This window comes from Chryseobacterium sp. MMO-72 (assembly GCF_037146035.1).
Classification (GTDB): Bacteria; Bacteroidota; Bacteroidia; order Flavobacteriales; family Weeksellaceae; genus Chryseobacterium; species Chryseobacterium indicum.
The window spans coordinates 49,260-68,677 of sequence record NZ_JBBCWG010000008.1 but is presented as its reverse complement, the minus strand read 5'-3'; the positions used below and the strand labels follow the sequence as shown (position 1 = coordinate 68,677).

Annotated in this window: 10 protein-coding genes; 4 read left to right on the top strand and 6 right to left on the bottom strand. The window is 37.0% G+C overall.

The window, feature by feature from the left end; translation table 11 throughout:
* Nucleotides 1-296: 296 nt before the first annotated feature.
* Complete coding sequence (gene kdpA, locus WFH39_RS12300; protein ID WP_336690121.1) at nt 297-1,991, bottom strand: potassium-transporting ATPase subunit KdpA; 1,695 nt, start codon at nt 1,989-1,991, stop codon at nt 297-299.
* A 685-nt stretch (nt 1,992-2,676) separates the two neighbouring features.
* Complete coding sequence (locus WFH39_RS12295) at nt 2,677-4,002, bottom strand: sigma-54-dependent transcriptional regulator (RefSeq protein WP_290266102.1); 1,326 nt, start codon at nt 4,000-4,002, stop codon at nt 2,677-2,679.
* A gap of 136 nt (nt 4,003-4,138) precedes the next feature.
* Here WFH39_RS12295 and WFH39_RS12290 point away from each other — a divergent pair, with 136 nt between their 5' ends.
* Nucleotides 4,139-7,015 carry a M16 family metallopeptidase gene (locus WFH39_RS12290; RefSeq protein ID WP_442891712.1) on the top strand — a complete coding sequence of 959 codons (2,877 nt, stop codon included), beginning with the start codon at nt 4,139-4,141 and terminating at the stop codon, nt 7,013-7,015.
* Between the two features lie 36 nt (nt 7,016-7,051).
* Here WFH39_RS12290 and WFH39_RS12285 read toward each other — a convergent pair whose 3' ends face one another.
* A complete protein-coding gene (locus WFH39_RS12285; protein WP_336690119.1) occupies nt 7,052-9,190 on the bottom strand; it encodes a S46 family peptidase in 2,139 nt (712 codons plus the stop codon).
* Between the two features lie 306 nt (nt 9,191-9,496).
* Between WFH39_RS12285 and WFH39_RS12280 the strand changes: the two genes are divergently transcribed.
* The gene (locus WFH39_RS12280) at nt 9,497-9,979 is read left to right on the top strand and encodes a copper resistance protein NlpE (RefSeq protein ID WP_336690118.1); all 483 of its coding nucleotides are present in this window, start codon (nt 9,497-9,499) and stop codon (nt 9,977-9,979) included.
* Nucleotides 9,980-10,035: 56 nt separating this feature from the next.
* Here the strand turns inward: WFH39_RS12280 and WFH39_RS12275 are convergent, their stop codons facing one another.
* Entirely contained in the window at nt 10,036-10,683 is a 648-nt protein-coding gene (locus WFH39_RS12275) for an MgtC/SapB family protein (protein WP_336690117.1), read from the bottom strand.
* An 85-nt stretch (nt 10,684-10,768) separates the two neighbouring features.
* On the opposite strand from WFH39_RS12275, the gene WFH39_RS12270 reads away from it, so the two are divergent.
* Entirely contained in the window at nt 10,769-11,470 is a 702-nt protein-coding gene (locus WFH39_RS12270) for a hypothetical protein (protein WP_336690116.1), read from the top strand.
* A 51-nt stretch (nt 11,471-11,521) separates the two neighbouring features.
* On the opposite strand, the gene WFH39_RS12265 is transcribed toward WFH39_RS12270, so the two are convergent.
* Nucleotides 11,522-13,822, bottom strand: coding sequence for a T9SS type A sorting domain-containing protein (locus WFH39_RS12265; protein WP_336690115.1), 2,301 nt, complete (start codon nt 13,820-13,822; stop codon nt 11,522-11,524).
* Nucleotides 13,823-13,920: 98 nt separating this feature from the next.
* Entirely contained in the window at nt 13,921-15,927 is a 2,007-nt protein-coding gene (ligA, locus tag WFH39_RS12260) for an NAD-dependent DNA ligase LigA (RefSeq protein ID WP_336690114.1), read from the bottom strand.
* Between the two features lie 242 nt (nt 15,928-16,169).
* On the opposite strand from ligA, the gene WFH39_RS12255 reads away from it, so the two are divergent.
* A complete protein-coding gene (locus tag WFH39_RS12255) occupies nt 16,170-19,274 on the top strand; it encodes a TonB-dependent receptor (RefSeq protein WP_336690113.1) in 3,105 nt (1,034 codons plus the stop codon).
* Nucleotides 19,275-19,418: the final 144 nt, after the last annotated feature.

Genomic DNA, 19,418 nt, shown 5'->3' with positions numbered 1-19,418 from the left:
GAAAGTGTTATATCATTGGAAACCAAAATCAACCATTAAAGCAAATTAATATTAAAGAATGAAAATGGATAATATTAGTTGGGTATGGATGAAAATTGAGACTAGTTTTCTTTATATAATCTGCTTAATGGTTTGAATTGATTTTGAATTAAATTTTTCTTTTTTGAAGTATTAAGATTTATTTAAGAAGCGAAGTTTAATCAAAAAATATTCAAAGAGTATTTTAAACTTAATAATTTGACAAGCTTAATTTTCTTAACGTCTTAAGTAAGTCTTAATGGTTCAATTATTTAATCTTATTTAGAAAAATACTGAAGCTGTTCTGCAATCGGTCCCAAAGTAAGGGCAGGGAAGAAGGACAGCGCAGCGATCAGAAGAATAACGGCTAACGTCATAAATCCGAAAGTGGCAGTATCTGTTTTCAGCGTTCCCGAGCTTTCAGGAATATATTTTTTCTGCGCCAGTAATCCTGCGATTGCTACCGGACCGATAATCGGAATAAATCTCGATAATAAAAGCACAATTCCTGTGGAAATGTTCCACCACGGAGTGTTGTCTCCCAAACCTTCAAAACCGGAACCGTTGTTTGCGGATGATGAGGTAAATTCATACAGCATTTCACTGAAGCCGTGGAAACCGGGATTATTCAGCGTTTTTGCTCCGAATTCAGGGAGATAAGCCGTTAAAGCTGTTCCTACCAAGATCAGAAAAGGATGGAATAAAGCCACAATCATGGCGATCTTCATTTCTTTAGCTTCAATTTTTTTGCCTAAAAATTCAGGGGTTCTTCCCACCATTAATCCGCTGATGAATACGGCTAGAATGATGAAAATGAAATAATTGAGAATTCCGACTCCGCATCCTCCGTAGAAACAGTTGATCATCATGGCAAGAAGTTCATTCATCCCCGAAAGCGGCATCGTACTGTCATGCATCGCGTTTACAGATCCTGTTGAAATAACGGTTGTAGCAATGCTCCAGTAGGCTGAAGCAGCACTTCCGAAACGGATTTCTTTGCCTTCCATCGCTCCAAGATGAGAATCTGTTCCCATTTGGGTAATCAGAGGGTTCCCGTTGGTTTCGTTAATAACGTTCGGAATGGTTAAAGCCAGAAAACCAATCGTCATGACGGCAAAAATCGTCCAGGAAAGTTTTCTTTTCTTCAGATAAAATCCTAAAGCAAAAACCAGTGCAAAAGGAATAATCATCTGCACAATCATTTCCGTCATATTGGTCGTGTAGTTCGGGTTTTCTAACGGATGCGCCGAGTTAGCTCCGAAAAATCCTCCTCCGTTTGTTCCCAGATGTTTGATGGCAACAAAAGCCGCAACCGGACCTCGCGAAACATCCATTTTGGCTCCTTCCAGAGTGGTGATATGGTCTTTTCCTTCGAAAGTCATCGGACTTCCATTGGAGGAAAGAATGAAAGCAACCACAATGCTTAAAGGCAATAAAATACGGATCACAGATTTGGTGAAGAAATCGTAAAAATTCCCCAGTTCTGTTGTCGTTTTATCTCTGAAAGCTTTGAATAGAACTGCCATTGCAGCCATTCCTGTCGCAGCAGAGACAAACTGTAAGAATATTAAATACAACTGACTGAAATAACTAACTCCCGTTTCTCCGGAATAGTGCTGCAAATTACAGTTAACTAAAAAAGAGATGGCGGTATTGAAGGCTAAATCCGGCGACATATCCGGATTTCCGTCCGGATTCAAAGGAAGCCAGGATTGATTCAGCAGAATAAAAAAGGCAAGAATAAACCATACAAAATTGATGGTTAACATCGCAGACATATTCTGTTTCCAGGTCATTTGACGGTTCGGATTGATGCCTGAGATTTTATAGATCAGATTTTCAGCGGGCTGAAAAATTTTATCTAAAAAGGTTTTTTTGTAGCCGTATACATTAGCAATATATTTTCCGAGAAAAATACCAATCACTAAGGTAATCGTGAACATGGCAATAATGCCTAAAATTTCTGTGTTCATTATTTTTGGTTAAAATTTTTCAGGTTTTATTAATACATAGCAGATGTACACAAAGGCGATAACGGATAGGAAAAATAAACTCCACATAATTTTTATATTTTATCAAAAAATTCAACGGATTTGTAAGAGATCCAGAATAATAAGGCGCTGAGAAGAATTAAAACTATCAACATCATACGGCAACAATTAAGGTTAATAAAGTAAATACTACGTAAGATACCATCAGCAGACCCAGTTTTGAGCGCTCCCGTTCTCTGAACGTTTTTCTTGAAATTGTCATTTTATAAATATTTTATTCAGACTGACAATGCCAAAAGAAGTTCCATTGTTGTTTAGATTAATTTAATTAATTGAAAATGAGTGTTTTGGTTATATTTCATCATGTGCCAAAATACAGAAAAGCCTATCAAAATGATAGGCTCGTTATTAAAATGATAGGTTTTATTTTTTTAACCAATTAAGTTCTTTCTTAAAAAAAACAGACTAAAACTATGTTCCTTTATATTTTTGAAGGCATTTTTTAGCTTAAAGCGAAGCTTCTCTTATATAATCTTAACTTCTAAACTGAAAACTTAATGGTTTAATTCTCAATGTATTTAAAATTAGTTATAATTAAATGATAATCAATTGTTTATTGTTTTAAATAAAATACTCCAGTATCTACAGCGTAGATTTTAATTAACATTTATCTCAAATGATATTCTTCCAGTTTGCGGTATAAGGTAGCAATCCCGATTTCCAGTAATCTTGCTGCTTCTGCCTTGTTTCCTTTGGTGTATTGAAGCACTTTCTGAATGTGCTCCTTTTCCAGAGATTTCATGCTGAAAGAATCGTTTTCAGAAGAAACTTTTTCAGAATAACGCGGAAGACTTTCTGCATCAAGGATATGATTGTTCATTAGGATTAAACTCCTTTCGACGGTATTTCGCAGTTCTCGTATGTTTCCTTTCCAGTCGTTTTTTTCCAATGTTTTATAATATTCCGGAGAGATTTCAATATTGGAGATATGAAGTTTTTGAGAAAAAACATTCACAAAATTTTTAGCCAGAGCTTTCAGATCCTCTTTTCTCTCGCGAAGCGACGGAAGCCTGATTTCAAAGATATTCAGCCGGAAATAAAGATCCTCACGGAAGTTTCCCTGCTTTATTTCTTCCTCCAGATCACGGTTTGTAGCGGCAATCAGTCGAAAATCCGATCTGGAAACCTTCGTTTCTCCCATTTTGATAAACTCTTTGGTTTCCAGTACGCGAAGCAGTTTTGCCTGAAGCTCAATCGGCATTTCTCCGATTTCATCCAGAAATAGGGTTCCGCCATTGGCTTCTTCCACCAGTCCTTTTTTATCTTTTACTGCTCCTGTAAAAGCTCCGGCTTTATGCCCGAAAAGTTCGCTTTCCAGAATTTCTTTGCTGAAAGCGGAACAGTTGATGGCTACAAAATTATTTTTCTTTCTGTCGCTGCCTTCATGAATGGCATTTGCAAAAACTTCCTTTCCTGTTCCGGTTTCGCCCGTCAGAAGAACGGTTGCATCGGTTAACGCTACTTTTTCTGCCAGTTTCTTTGCCTGAATAATGGAAGGCGAATTTCCGATAATTGTTTCAAAACCTTTTGAAGAAGAACTCTTCTGGATGATTTTCGATTTGTTATCTTTCGCTTTTTCTAAAGATTTATAAACCAGCGGAATAATTTTATCATTATCATCACCTTTCACCAGATAATCGTAGGCGCCGTTTTTCATTGCCTGAACTGCGTCCGTAATATTTCCGAAAGCCGTCATCAGAATAATTTCCAGATGAGGATATTTTGTTTTGATGGATTTTACTAAATCTACTCCGAAAGCATCGGGAAGCCGAACATCGCTTAGCACGACATCAAATTCATACTGTTCGAGCATCGTCATCGCAGAACGTGCGGTGGAAGCTTCTTTTACGTTAAAATTTTCTTGGGAAAGGATCATTCCTAATAATTTCAGGAGCTTGATCTCGTCATCGATGATGAGGATGTTTCCTTGCATGGTGTTGTAATTTGGAAAACTGATGCAAACTTAAATATAAAATGCGAATCTTAATCATAGATTTTAATATTTATAAAATGGAAGGATTCTTTTTTGATTGCTTACATTTGTATTCATTCTATTTTAAGGGTGAAAAATGAAGTTTATGATTGATAAAAAATTCAGGGAAGAAATTCATACAGATAAAAATAACTACGAATATATCACGGTTTCCAATGACGAAAATGGAGTAAGAATTTACACTTTAAAAAATGGTTTAAAGGTTTTTCTTGCCCAAAATTCCGATGCTCCGAGAATCCAGACTTATATTCCTGTGAGAACCGGAAGCAATAACGATCCTTCTGATAATACAGGTTTGGCACATTATCTTGAACATATGATGTTTAAAGGAACCTCTAAATTAGGAACTCAGAACTGGGAAAAGGAAAGTGAATTATTAGATCAGATTTCAGATTTATACGAACAGCATAAAGCGGAGAATGATCCTGAAAAAAAGAAAGAAATTTACCGCAAAATAGATGAAGTTTCTCAGGAAGCGAGTCAGTATGCCATTGCGAATGAATATGATAAGGCAATCTCTTCTTTAGGCGCAAGCGGAACCAACGCACATACATGGTTCGATGAAACGGTTTACAAAAATAATGTTCCGAACAATGAGCTTGAAAAATGGCTGAAAATCGAGAAAGAACGTTTTTCTGAACTGGCTTTAAGGCTTTTTCATACCGAGCTGGAATCTGTTTATGAGGAATTCAACAGAGCACAGGACAACGATTCGCGTCTGGTAAATTATGAACTGATGGACGCACTTTTTCCTACGCATCCCAACGGACAGCAAACCACGTTAGGAAAGGCAGAACATTTGAAAAATCCCTCCATGAAGGCGATTCATAAATATTTTGATGAATATTATGTTCCGAACAATTATGCCATGGTTTTGGTGGGAGATCTTGATTTTGAAGATACGATTCAGCTTGTTGACCAATATTTCGGGACCATTCCCTACAGAGAGCTTCCGAAAAAAACGCCCATCATCGAAAAATCGATTACGGAAATTATAAAACGAACGGTAAAAAGTCCCACAACGCCGAGAGTACAATTGGCGTGGAGAACGGAAAGTTACGGCACAAAAGAAGCGATGTTGGCGGATGTGGTGGTAAATATTCTTAGCAACAGGGGAGAAGCAGGATTGCTGGATCTGAATATTAATCAGACTCAAAAATTATTGTGGGGACAGGCGTATTCAGTAGGTCTGAAACAGTACGGATATTTTTCCATCGTTGCCGTTCCGAAGGAATCGCAGACTTTGGATGAAGCCAGAGATTTGGTTCTGGAGCAGATCGAACTGGTTAAAAAAGGAGAATTTCCGGACTGGATGCTTCCTGCCATCATCAATGATTTTAAAATTCAGAGGATGAAGGCGCTGGAAACCGCAGACGGATTGGCAACAAACCTTTATGATACGTACATCAAAGGCAGAACCTGGGAACAGGAACTGAATGAAATGGATCAGTATGAAAAACTGACGAAAGAAGAGGTTATCGCCTTTGCCAATGAGTTTTTCAGAGATAATTATGTTATCGTTTATAAAGAAAAAGGAGTAAACGAAAAATTGATCCGCGTAGAAAATCCGGGAATTACTCCTGTGAAAATAAACCGTGAAGCCCAGTCTGAATTTTTACAGCAGATTCTGGAAGAAAAAACAGAAGATATTCAGCCGGAATTTGTGGATTATGAAAAGGAAATTCAGAAAGATGTTGTGAAAGGCAAGACCATAAGTTTCGTTAAAAATAAATACAACGATATTGCGCAGGTTCATTTTATTTTTCCGTTCGGAAGCGATCATGACCGCGATCTTGCGATTTCGACACAGGTTCTTCAGTATCTGGGAACTGAAAAATTCTCTCCGGAAGATCTGAAAAAAGAATTCTTCAAAATCGGCGTTACCAATGATTTTAAAACCACCAACGATCAGCTGATTATTTCGCTGAACGGCTTGGAAGAAAATATTGAAAAAGGAATAGATCTTCTGCAGCATTGGCTGTATGAAGTAAAGCCGGATCAGGAAATTTACAGACAGTTTACAGAAACTATTCTGGAAAACCGTGCTGCGATGAAGAAAGATAAGGGTAGAATTATGACGGCTCTTACCAATTATACCAAATTGGGACCTTTTTCGCGGTTCACGGATGTTATTTCTAAAGAAGAGCTGGAAAGCAGCAATGTGGAAGTTTTTACAGACCGGATGAAGAAGTTATTTAAATATCCGTATCAGATATTTTTCTATGGAAGAAATTTTGAAAATTTTACTTCATACATCGGAAAATATACTGAAAATGAAAGTTTTGTCATTCCGGAGCCTAAAAATTATCCGGAACCTGAAACCGATGGGAATGTATACTTCACAGATTACGACATGGTTCAGATGGAAATGAGCAAAGTAGGAAGAGGTCGCAATGTCAATACGGAAAATTTTGGTAAAATCAATGTTTTTAATGAATATTTCGGACGCGGTTTATCATCCATTGTTTTTCAGGAAATCCGTGAAAGCAAAAGTTTAGCCTATTCTGCGTATGTTTCTTACGCTGCCAATTCAGAGCTGGATCATCCGGATTACATTACCACCTACATCGGAACGCAGCCGGACAAATTGCAGATTGCGGTGGATACGATGACTGAACTGATGACCGAGCTTCCTGAAGTGAAAGTACAGTTTGAAAATGCAAAAAACTCTGCTTTGAAACAGATTGCTTCGCAACGGGTAACGAGGACGAATATTTTCTTCAATACGTTAAGATTAAGAAAATTAAATATTCATCATGATTTCAGGAAAGATATCTATCGCCAGATTGAAAGCCTGAAATTTGAAGATCTGAAAGATTTTTACGACCATTATATAAAATCCGTTCACTTCAACACCGCCATTATCGGGAAAAAAGAAAACCTGAACAGGGAAGCGGTTGATAAGATGGGAACCTTCAGGGAAGTGAGTTTAAAAGATATTTTCGGACATTAAAAAAGAGGCTTGAAAAAAGCCTCTTTTTAATATCATTTATTTTACAATTTTCATCTCATCAATCAGCCATTTGGAATCTGCAAATTTATCGATGATGAAAAGGATATACTTCGTATCCACCATGATATTTCTGCTGAAACGAGGATCATAATTAATGTCACTCATTGTTCCTTCCCATTGTCTGTCGAAATTCAGTCCTACCAGATTTCCGTTGGCATCAAGAGCCGGACTTCCGGAGTTTCCTCCCGTTGTGTGGTTGGTTGCTGTAAATCCTACAGGAACATCGCCGGTTTTATCTTTGTACACTCCGAAATCTTTTTTGCTGTAAAGATCAATCAGCTTTTTCGGAACATCAAATTCGTAATCTCCCGGAACATATTTTTCCATCACTCCCGCCAAATGCGTCTGGTAATTGTAAGAAACGGCATCTCTCGGAGAAGAACCTTTCACTTTTCCGTACGTTACACGAAGGGTAGAGTTCGCATCCGGGAAGAATTTTCTGTCTTTGTCCGTTGCCATTTGCTGAGCCATGTAAGTCTTCTGTAAAGCATCAATTTTTGTCTGCATCGACACGAACTGGGGATCAGCTTTGGTGATGTAGGTGTCTCTCATGGATAAATAAGTCTGATAAACAGGATCCTTTTTCAATGTTTTAATCAGTTTATCCTGATTGGAGAATGCTTTTTCGATATCTTTACTAAGAAAAGCTCCGTTTACTTCAGTTCTTCCTGTAATGATGGAGTTTTTAGAATCCTCTTCAATAGTCTGAAGATTTTGCGCTTCATTTTTATATTTTTCAAATCCTGCAGGTAAAAATTCCGGAGCCGTTTTATTGGCATAAAGAGCCAGTAATTTTGCCGTAACTTTTGCATCAAGCTCTGCATTGTAATCTTTGTAGAAAGAAGTCAGCTTGTTTTTAAAGGAAGTTGTCCCTTTTTCGTCCATTCTTCCGGCTTCTACCGCAGTGACGTAGTTGTAGAAAAGATTGGCAAGCGTTAACGTTTCTGCATTTCTGATGGTTTCAGAATAATATGCGTTATTTAATGCATAAGGAGCCTGATCGTTGTACAGTTTGTTCAGTTGATCTAAAGTCGTTTTTATATCTTTATTTTTAGCGATCAGGGAATTTTCATACTGTACTTTTTTCTCTACTGCATTAGATTTTTTCAGACCTTCTACTTCGCCGATCCATTTTTTCCAGTAATTCGCTACTGAAGCGTATTTTGAAGCATACTGAATTCGTGTGGCATCATCGGTACGCATTTTTTCGTCCAGCGTTTTTAATGCAATATCTCTCACTGCAATTCTCGCAGGATCGGTGTCTTTCATGATTTTTTCAACTGCAATCGCAGGAAGATATTCTGTGGTTCTTCCCGGGAATCCGAATACAAAAGTGAAATCATTCTCGTTTTTATCTTTAATGGAAACCGGAAGATAATGTTTCGGAACGTAAGGAACATTGTCTTTAGAATATTCCGCTGGTTTGTTGTTTTTATCAGCATAAATTCTGAACATGGAGAAATCTCCCGTATGTCTTGGCCAAACCCAGTTGTCTGTATCTGAACCGAATTTTCCGATGCTTTGAGGCGGAGCTCCTACCAAACGGATATCCTTGAATGTTTCAATAGTGAAAGCATAGAATTTATTCCCATAATACATGGATCTTACAGAAATCGACTGATAAGGTTCTGTTTTCTGAGAATTTTTGTAAATCTCAATATTTTTGGCAATCTGTTTAGAAAGTTCGGGTTCCTGAAGTTTATCGGTTCCTTCTAAAATCTGGGAGGTCACTTCTTTGATGTCAACAATAAAGTCTACCGTTACTCCCGGATTCGGAAGTTCTCCCTGAGGATTTTTTGCCCAGAATCCATTCGATAAAAGATCGTTCTGCACGGTTGAGTGAGACTGAATCTGTCCGTAACCACAGTGATGGTTGGTAAGCAATAACCCTTTTGGCGAGATAATTTCTGCGGTACAGCCTCCGTTGAACTGTACTACCGCATCTTTTATGCTTGCTTTTTGCGGATTGAAAATATCTTTTGCAGAGATTTTCATTCCCAAATCTTTCATTTCCTTTTCATTAAGCTCCGTTGGAATCCACATTCCGCCGTATTGCTGTGCAAACGTCATTACAGCCGGCAAAAGAAATACAGATAGAAGTATCTTTTTTGTCATAATCAAAATTTTGCCGAATTTACGAAGAAAATAGTATACTTAGATTAAAATTGGCTGATAGTTGATTGTTTTTTAGAGGTTGTTCAAATTTAATATTTTATGATTCTGTTATTTTCAAATGTAAAATTATAATTCAGCATACGATTATTCTAGAAAAGTAAAAACAAGTAAAATTTTTGTATCAAGATTGATGATACGGTTTGATCTTTAATCAGTTTGATCCATCAACTATCAACCAGAAACCATCAACCAATCAGGCGGCTTAATTTTTGCTGCTGAAAAAGCATTCACGCTAAATCATTTATTATGAAAAAAACAATTCAGATTTTGGGAATTGCTCTTGCGTCGCTTGTGGTTTCCTGTACGCAAAAAGACAAAAATCCTGAAGTGGAGATGAATCCTAAAACAGATCCGATGGCGATTCAGGCTCCGGTGGACAGTACCAAAACAAATTCAGTTGCGGCTTCTGATAATTCAGAAAATTCTTTGGACTGGGACGGAACGTATGAAGCCACAGTTCCATGCGCAGATTGCCCCGGAATTAAAACCATCCTTGTCTTAAGTAAGGATAAATCTTTTAAAATCACAGAAGAATATCTGGAAAGAAATTCTAAAAATGAAGATACAGGAATGTTTACATGGGATTCTACAGGAAGCATCATTACCTTAAACGGAAAAACATCAAAATACAAATATAAAGTTGGGGAAAATACACTTACACAGCTTGATATGGAAGGAAAACCGATTGACGGCCCGAACAAAGCCCTGTATATTTTTAAAAAGAAATAATCGTGTAACCTCCAAAATCCCTCATCTGAAGGGATTTTTTATTGACATCGATGATATTAAAACTGATAGGCAATTATTTTATCATCTTCCATCAGGCTTTTCATTAAAATTTCATGATTGGTATTATTGCCTGTAACCACCCATGTTGTCGAGAGATTTCCCTGTGTATACTGTTGTTTTGCCAAGGTAAATTTCAGATGGTTTCTCTTAAAAAGCTCTTCACAATGTTGAATATCATGGTAATTGACTACCGCAATTTTATATTCCCGGATTTTATGATGTCTGTCTATAAATTTTTCAAAATAGGTTAAATAATTTAAAACCACTAAAATAAGAAGCGTTCCGAGGAGAGAAAGATAAACATACCCTGATCCGACTGCCATTCCGATGGAAGCAGTGGCAAAAATAGTTGTGGCAGTGGTAATTCCGTCGATTTTGCTGTCTCCTTTAAAAATAACGCCTGCTCCCAGAAAGCCAATTCCGGTAATGATGTTGGCTGCAAGACGATCCGGATTGGCAACTCCGATTTTAATAGAAAGTATCGTAAACAGGCAGGATCCGAAACAGACCAGAATAAAAGTGCGCAACCCTGCCGATTTATTCCGGTACTCGCGTTCTGTCCCGATGAAAATGCCAAGAAGAACGGAGATGAAAATCAGCAGTAGCTCATTCTGGATAACGTAATGATCTTTTAAAAATTCCATTTTGAAGATTTTACTAAATAAAATTACAATAATTCTTTTGATAAAAATCCAAATGAGGTATATTGTATCGTAAAATGCTACAACCTTGAATGAAAGTCTGAAAAAGTCGATTGAAAACCTGTATTCTGTTTTTTCAAAATATGAAATCCGGTCTTTTATAGAGGGATGCCCCTGTTGCGTTTCAGATCGTGACAAAGAGAAAATTCATAGTAAGGAACTCAGAGAGCTCGAAGAAGAGGATCTTTCCCGATATGCTTTCAAAGCAATGACAACGTGGGGAAATGTGGATGATTTTAAACATTTCCTGCCGAGAATACTGGAACTTTGCATCGATCATGATCTGGGAATCCATCCGTTTGGTATCTTCGGCAAGCTGAAGTACGGAAAATGGGAAGTCTGGAATGATGCTGAAAAAGAAGCGGTTATCACTTTTCTTTTAGAATGGTGGAAGTGTTTCTTAGAAAACAGGACTTTTTTTGATGATGATCTGTTTTTCGGAATCTATAATATGACAGGTGAAATCGAAAGATTACTAGCATACTGGAAAGTGGATATTGCTCAAAACAGCTTTATGATTTATGTAGATTTTATTCGGGGTCATTATCCGGATTTTGTCAACGAAAACCGAGAAAATAAAATTTTCGATGAATCAGATCATGAAAAATTTCTGAAATGGATCAAAGAAAATGCGATAAGTCTTGAAGAAGGTTTTTATTATTTTGAAAAGAGGGATGAAAGATTTGCAAGGGAAATTTCGGACGCTCTGTATATTTTGGAACACAGCTAAAAAAAAGACTGCCTTTGAAAGACAGTCTTTTGTAATAGTATTCAGATCAGTTTAATTTTTAATGAATTTCTGAACGAATGTTTTATCTTTTGTGGATAATTTAATGATGTAGTTTCCTTTGGCAAGTTCAGAAACATTCATTGAATTTCCTTTTACCGATGCAGAACTTAATATTCTTTCTGAAGCATCGTAAATTTCAGCTTTTACAATTTCATCTTTAGACTGAATGTTTAAAACTTCTTTTACAGGATTCGGATAGATCGAAACTTCATTGTTTTTTGATGCCATTTCGGACGTCGACAATACGTTTTGAACAGTTGTTGTGTAAGTATTGGTCACAATCGGAGCATTATAATCAAAATAAATTTTTGCAGTGTTACTGAAGCTGTCTCCAATATTCAATGTAGATTTTGTTTTAATTTTAAATGAAACATATCCGCCATTATTTCCTGCCGCGTAAGGAAGCTGAATATTTTCAAAAATAAATTCTACGGTATTCGGATTGGTAGTTCGGGTTATAAAGTTATGACTGCTGTTTAACGGAATTAGTGTGGACAGATCAAATTTCGAGGTATCAATCTCATCTTTTACGACAATGTTTTGCGCATTTGCAGTTCCGGTATTCTCAAATCTGATCACATAATGAACATAGTCGCCCACTTTTGCTTGTGTAATGGAAGTTCCTTCCAGACACGTTTTATCATTCGGATCGAAAGAGTTGACAACAGCCTGATTTAACGTAAATGTATTATCCAGAGGAGTTTCGTCCGTTGCTCCATTAATTTGAGTCGTATAATTAAGAACCACGCCACCATTTAACGGAGGAGTTTGTGTAGGAGTATTTAAAGCAAAAGTTACTGTAATTTCTTTGGTTTCAAAAGGAAGCAGGTTGCTGAAATTCCAGTTTAATAGTCCGGTTGACTGAGAATTTACTGTGACAGATGAGCTTGAGAAATCCATCAGGTTATCATTATAATTGAAGGATAAAGTTCCGGATTGTGTTCCGGTTCCTTTGTTTTTATAAACGATTTTGTATTTTGCACTGAAGCCTGGTCTTGCCGCAGTAATCGGAATAATTACCGCTTCAAGATCATTGTGTGTTCCATTGGCTGAAAGGCAGAAGTTTTGTATTAATGGACTCGTTTGCGTTGGAAAATTTGCTGTTAAGCTTGTGGGTGAAATATTGAAATAAGAAGGATTCTCAATAACCAGAGTTATTGTGTGAGAACCAGCACCTACAGCAATTGAATGATTTCCTGATGCATTCGCAATTAAAGTTCCCGAAACTGTTCCGTTGATAATATTGAATTTCTGAAAAGCTTTATTACTGTCATTAACATCACAACCGTTATTGTTACCATCATATTTTGTATTTCCCTGAATGGTATAAAATGTCCCGCCTGGTGTAAAAGAACAGTAAGAGTTTATCACGCATGAACTTCCAGATGGTAATAAAGCGCTTACATTCGATATTTCTGAATCATCGGCACAAATGTAAACAAGATTAGGAGTGTTGGAAAAAGTTGAATTATTATTTGGGGTAAAATTGTTGATACCATTCTTTATAAACAATGATTGAAGATAGGGATTTGAATCGCATAAAAAAGTCGCCAGATTTGGATTTTGGGAAAAATCAATGCTTGTAAACTTATTAGTCGTACATCTAATCCCTAAAAGTTGTGGAAAAGAGCTGAAATCCTGCGTTGTAAATTTATTATTAAAAATATTTAAATATTCTAAATTAGGTGTTTGGTTTACAGGAAGTGACTGAAGATTATTCACTGCCAGATTTAATGAATTTAGATTAATATTATTATTTAAATAAATGTTATTAAGTTGTGATAACTGAATATCAGCACTATATAAATTTGTTAAACCGGAAAGATTAATAGAAGGAAGGTTTGCCATGAAAATATCAAGATCGTATAATTGGCTGCAACCTTGGATATTAACTGATGAAAGTGCATAACATTGGGAGATGTCAAGTTTATATAAGTAGATGTTATCACTAATATCAAGAGATGTTAAAAGAAGAAAGTTATTAATCCTAAGACTCTCAAGTTTGGTAAAACTTTTAATACCTTCCATTGAAACGATATTATCAAAATAATAAGAGGAATTAGGGATTATCATTTTATCAAAATTTAACGACTTTATTTTTGCAGCTTCGGTCACCTGAATTTCTCCATCATGATTAGTATCAATAACTGTAGGAAAACCGTTGATATTCAATGCAAAAGATGTAGAATTAGTGAGTAAAATGTTTTTGAAATTTGCATCCGGAATATTCACAATCTGTGCCTGAAAAACAGCACATAAAACGATACAAATGATTAAATAGATTTTTCTCATGGATAATTAGTTGTTAGTTTATTTTTTTAATTAAAAGCAAAAATAAACCATTGAAAATTAATCTCAATGGTTTATTATGTTAAATATTTTTATAATTTTTACTGTTTTTCCACCAAATCCAAAAACTGCTGTTCATCCAGAATTTCAATTGTTCCGATGTCCTGTGCTTTTTTCAGTTTGCTTCCGGCTTTTTCGCCCACCACAAGGAAATTCAGGTTTTTGGATACTGCCGAAATATTTTTTCCGCCGTGTTTTTCCACCATTTCTTCCGCCGCTTCTCTGGTAAATAATGATAATTTCCCAGTAAAAAGGAATGTTTTTCCTTCCAGAACGTTCGACAGGACTTCATTCGTGTTTTCGCCTTTTTCAAGCTGTACCCCGTAAGATTTTAACCTTTCGATCATCAAAATGTTTTCGGAATTTGCAAAGAACTCTACGATGCTTACCGCGATTTTGGTTCCGATATCTTCCACTTGGCAAAGCTCTTCTACCGTTGCATTTTTCAGATCTTCAATGGTCGGAAAATTTTTAACCAGTTTTTTGGCAACCGTTTCTCCGACGTGTTTTATCCCGATTCCGTACAGCACTTTTTCAAACGGAATTTCTTTGGATTTTTCGATTCCTGAAATGATGTTCTGTGCCGATTTTTCTGCCATTCTTTCAAGCGGAAGAAGTTGCTCCTTCGCTAACACATAGAAATCCGCAGGATTTTCAATCAGTCGTTCCCTGTAAAGCTGCTCAATTGTCTCACTTCCCAGATTATCAATATTTAAAGCCTTTCTGGAAACATAATGGATCATTCTTCCCACAACCTGTGGCGGACAGTGAAGATCATTCGGACAGAAATGAATTGCCTGATCCTCGATTTTTACAAGTTCAGTTCCGCATTCCGGACAATTTTTGATGTATTCAATTTCCTTGCTTTCTTCCGTTCTTTTTTCGGTATTGACGCCGACAATTTTCGGGATAATTTCACCGCCTTTTTCTACATAAACGAAATCATTTTCATGAAGATCAAGTTTTTTAATAATATCTTCATTGTGAAGCGAGGCTCTCTTTACGATCGTTCCGGCTAATAACACAGGTTTCAGATTGGCAACCGGAGTGATGGCTCCTGTTCTTCCGACCTGATAAGAAACGCTTTGCAGCTCGGTTTCCACTTTTTCAGCCTTAAATTTATAAGCCATTGCCCAGCGTGGAGATTTTGCGGTATATCCAAGCTGTCTCTGCTGTTTTAAAGAGTTGACTTTTAAAACAATACCATCAATTTCAAACGGTAAATTATGACGTTCAACATCCCAGAAATTAATAAATTCCTTCACCTCATCCAAAGTCGTACATAATTTTGCCTGCTGAGAAGTTTTGAAACCCCAGCTTTGCGCTTTCTGAAGCAGTTCCCAATGCGATGCTGCAGGAATATCTTCTGAAATAAACTGATACAGAACCGATGAAAGCCCACGTTTTCTCACTTCGCCGCTGTCCTGCATTTTCAGACTTCCGCTTGCTGTATTTCGGGGATTCATGAAAGGATCGAGACCTTCTTCTTCACGCTGTTTATTGATTTTATCGAAATTTTTTCGGGTTAAATAAATTTCACCGCGCATAAAGAAATGTTCAGGGAAATCACCTTTCAGTTTCAGAGGAATATCCGAAATGGTACGAACGTTTGCCGTAATTTCATCACCCTGAAAACCGTCACCGCGAGTTACTGCCTGAACCAGTTTTCCGTTTTCATATAAAATGGAGATCGAAGCACCGTCATATTTCAGCTCGGCAACAAATTCCACCGGTTCGTCAATGGTTTTAATAATTCTTTTTTCCCAGTCTTCAAGATCATCAAAATCATAAGAATTATCCAGAGAATACATTCTGAATTTATGCTGAACCGTTGGGAAAACTTTGGTAATTCCACCGCCAACACGAACGGTAGGAGAGTTTTCGTCATAAAATTCGGGATATCGGGCTTCCAGATCACGAAGTTCTTCCAGCAGCATATCAAAATCATAATCCGAAATCGTCGGAGTATCAAGGAGATAATAATTTTCGTTGTGCTGATGAAGCTCTTTTCGCAGATCTTCTATTTTTTGTTGTATGTTTTCGGACATCGGGTTTTTATCTTTTCAGCAAAAATAAATAAAAGAAATTCCAATTTAAAAAATAAGGGAATTAAATATTCTGAGAAAATTAAAAAGTTGTAACACATTTCAACCAACTGATTATCCATCAGATAAATTAGGCGTTAAAATTTATTTAACATAATGTTCCGATATAATTTAAAAAATGTTAAAACTCCCTTAAACAGAGGATTCTGAAAGTAAAAATACATTTGCAAAGCTAATTTGTAAATATGAAAAAAGTAAAGATTGTATTGGGATTATTGTTTCTGAGTTTCGGAACGCTTGCGTATGCGCAGACCACTCAGGCTTCCATTGTAGGAAAAGTTACCGGAACCGGAAAAGCTCCGCAGGAAAAGGTAAAAGTAACCATTGTAAATGAATCCACAGGTTTTAAAACGGAAACGGAAACCAATTCGAAAGGGGAATATATTTTCAAAGAAATTCCTTTGGGCGGACCTTACACGGTATTCGTAAATGATGAAAAGAGAGAAGGATACAATGTGAATTTTGGAGATCAGGTAACGGTAAACGTAGATCTGGGAAGCGAGAAAAGCATTGAAGAAGTTGTTGTTACCGGAAATTTAAAAAACAAAATCGGGAATTTAGGTGCGGCAACAGCCATCACAACCAAAAATATCGGAATTTTGCCTGTAAACGGAAGAAACTTCAACAACCTTGCTGAACTTTCACCTTTGAGCGGTAAAAACGGAAGTATTTCCGGACAGTTGGGCTCTTCCACGAATTTTACCATCGACGGAATGACAGCGAAAAATCCTACATCTGCAGGTTCTACCACAAGCAGAAGCAATGCTCCGTTTTCTATTTCCATCGAAGCGGTTCGTGAATTTAAAGTAACCACCAATCAATATGATGTAACATTAGGAAGAAGCGGAGGCGGAACCGTAAGTGCGGTTACAAAATCCGGAACGAATACATTCTCTGGAAGTGCATGGGAATATTTGAGGACAAACTGGCTTTCCAGCAAATACGACATCAGAGGAAATAAAATCAACAACGATTTTTCCACTTCCCAGTTTGGGTTCTCTTTAGGTGGACCGATCATCAAAAACAAACTGCATTTCTTCGTTGCTTGGGATCACCAGTTGGATTCTAGACCGTTGCAGATTGCCGATATCAAATCTCATGACGACGAATTGAGATTAAATACCACCACAGCTACTTTAAATAAGTTCCTTGATATTGCCAGAGCAAAATATGGAGTTGGAAATACACCACAGTTCGGAAGTTTTGATAAAGTGAGAAATTCTGATGCCGGATTTTTGCGTTTAGACTGGCAGATTAACGATAAAAACTTATTGACTTTAAGAAATAACTTCACCTACGATCTGAACAAAAACGGTTTAGGAGACAACACAGCGATCAACGCATTTGAATCGTATGGAAATGATAAAAATCTGGATAACAGTTTGCTTTTGACTTTAAGATCTAACTTAAAACCGAATATGACGAACGAACTGAAGGCGCAGTATCTTTACACGTTTCAGGACAGTTATCAGAACGATCAGCTTGGTCATCCCGTTCCGAGAGCCATTGTCGAAAATATCGTAACCAATATCGACGGAAAAGACAAGGCAACCAATATTCAGATCGGAGGTCACCGTTTTGCGCAGGAAAGTTTCAGAAATAATGTTTTCCAGATCGTAGACAATTTATACTACAATACGGATAAAATCAAATATACATTCGGAGCAGATTTAATGTACACGATGGCAAAATCGTTGTACGGAAGTGAAGTGAACGGAAGATTCCATTTCAGGGAGAATCCTACAGCCAACGGTGGAGATAATTTATTTAATTTCAATAATCTTGTGGCGTACAGATTTTACAGAGAAGTTCCTTTGATGCAGGATCCTTCTGTAAAGTCCAATATTTATAATTTGGGAGTTTACGGACAGATTCAGACAAAAATTGCAAAAGGTCTGGATTTAATGGCGGGTTTAAGATTGGATTACGGCGGTTATCCGAAAGCAGGATTCAACCAGAAATTGTATGATGAAATGGGAATCCGGACAGATAATCAGATCAAATCATTCATCATTCAGCCAAGATTCCAGTTCGATTGGAATATTAATGAAGGAAATAAAGACTTCCTGAAATTTGGAGCCGGAATTTTCTCTTCAGATATCAACAACTATATGATTATCAATAATCTGGTGTTTGACGGAAGACATTTGGCAACAGTGGATGTGACTGGTAAAGATGTTCCTATTCCGAACTTTAATAGCTATAGAAATGATTACAACACTGTTCCTACACTTGCTCAGAATCAGATTCCTACCATTAACTACACAGGAAAAGATGCAAAAATTCCGGTAGTTTATAAAGCCAATGTTTCTTACACGCATTTCTTCAACGAGAGATTCAGAGCGGGAGTTGCGGGCTACATGACGTTGGGAAGAAACAACTATTTCTATTACGACAGAAATATGGTGGCAAATCCTTATTTTACGCTGGATAATGAAGGCGGAAGAGGAGTTTTTGTTCGTGCAGCAGATATTGCAGCCAACGGAACACTGAGCTGGAAAGACGGAAGAATCAACAAAAATTTCGGAAGAGTTCTGGAATTGGTGAGTGATGGAAAAGTCAATCAGTTTTCATTCGTCTTAGACACAAGTTACCGTTACTGGAAAGACGGAGAAATTACAGCAAGTTACACTTGGGCAGATATCAAAGACAATACTTCGTATAACGGAAACGTAGCGAACTCTGCAACCTTGTCTACCATGGTTTCAGGAGATCCGAGAAACTTAAGAATGACGTATTCGGATAACCAGTTCAGAAACAAAGTCGTTATCTACGGTAACTCTCCAACGATTGCAGGATTTACCTTAGGAATACGTTACGCAGGAATCGGTGGAACGCGTTTCTCTGTAACGGCAGGTGGAAACGTAAACGGAGATTTCGTAGATACGAACGATTTAGCTTACATTTTCCCGAATCTTACACAGACTTTAATTGATAATCCTGAAGTGGGACAGGCTTTGAAGAACTATATTACGGATTACAACAACAAAGTTGCAGAAAGAAACGGCGGAAAAAATGGTTTCTACGGAGTTTGGGATGTTCGTGTAGCAAAGAAAATCAAATTTGAAAAAATCGGAGCTTTTGAACTTTCTGTGGATATTTTCAATGTTGCCAATTTGCTTAACAAAGAATGGGGCGTTAATAAATCCTACGGAAATACAGCGCTGTACAGAATTACAGGATTTGATCAGGCGACGAAACAGTTTAAGTACAGTCTGAATACAAGCGGATTGGAGCCACTTTCCGGAAATCCTTACCAGATCCAGATCGGAGCGAAATATTCTTTCTAATTTAAAAATGTGAATGGTCAATTTTGCTTTGCAAGTCAATTGTTAATCTTAAATGATTTATCATTGACAGCGTAGGATTTACAATTGACGATTCACTTAAATAAATTTATATACCTTTATCTGAAAGTTGAAAGACTTTCGAAT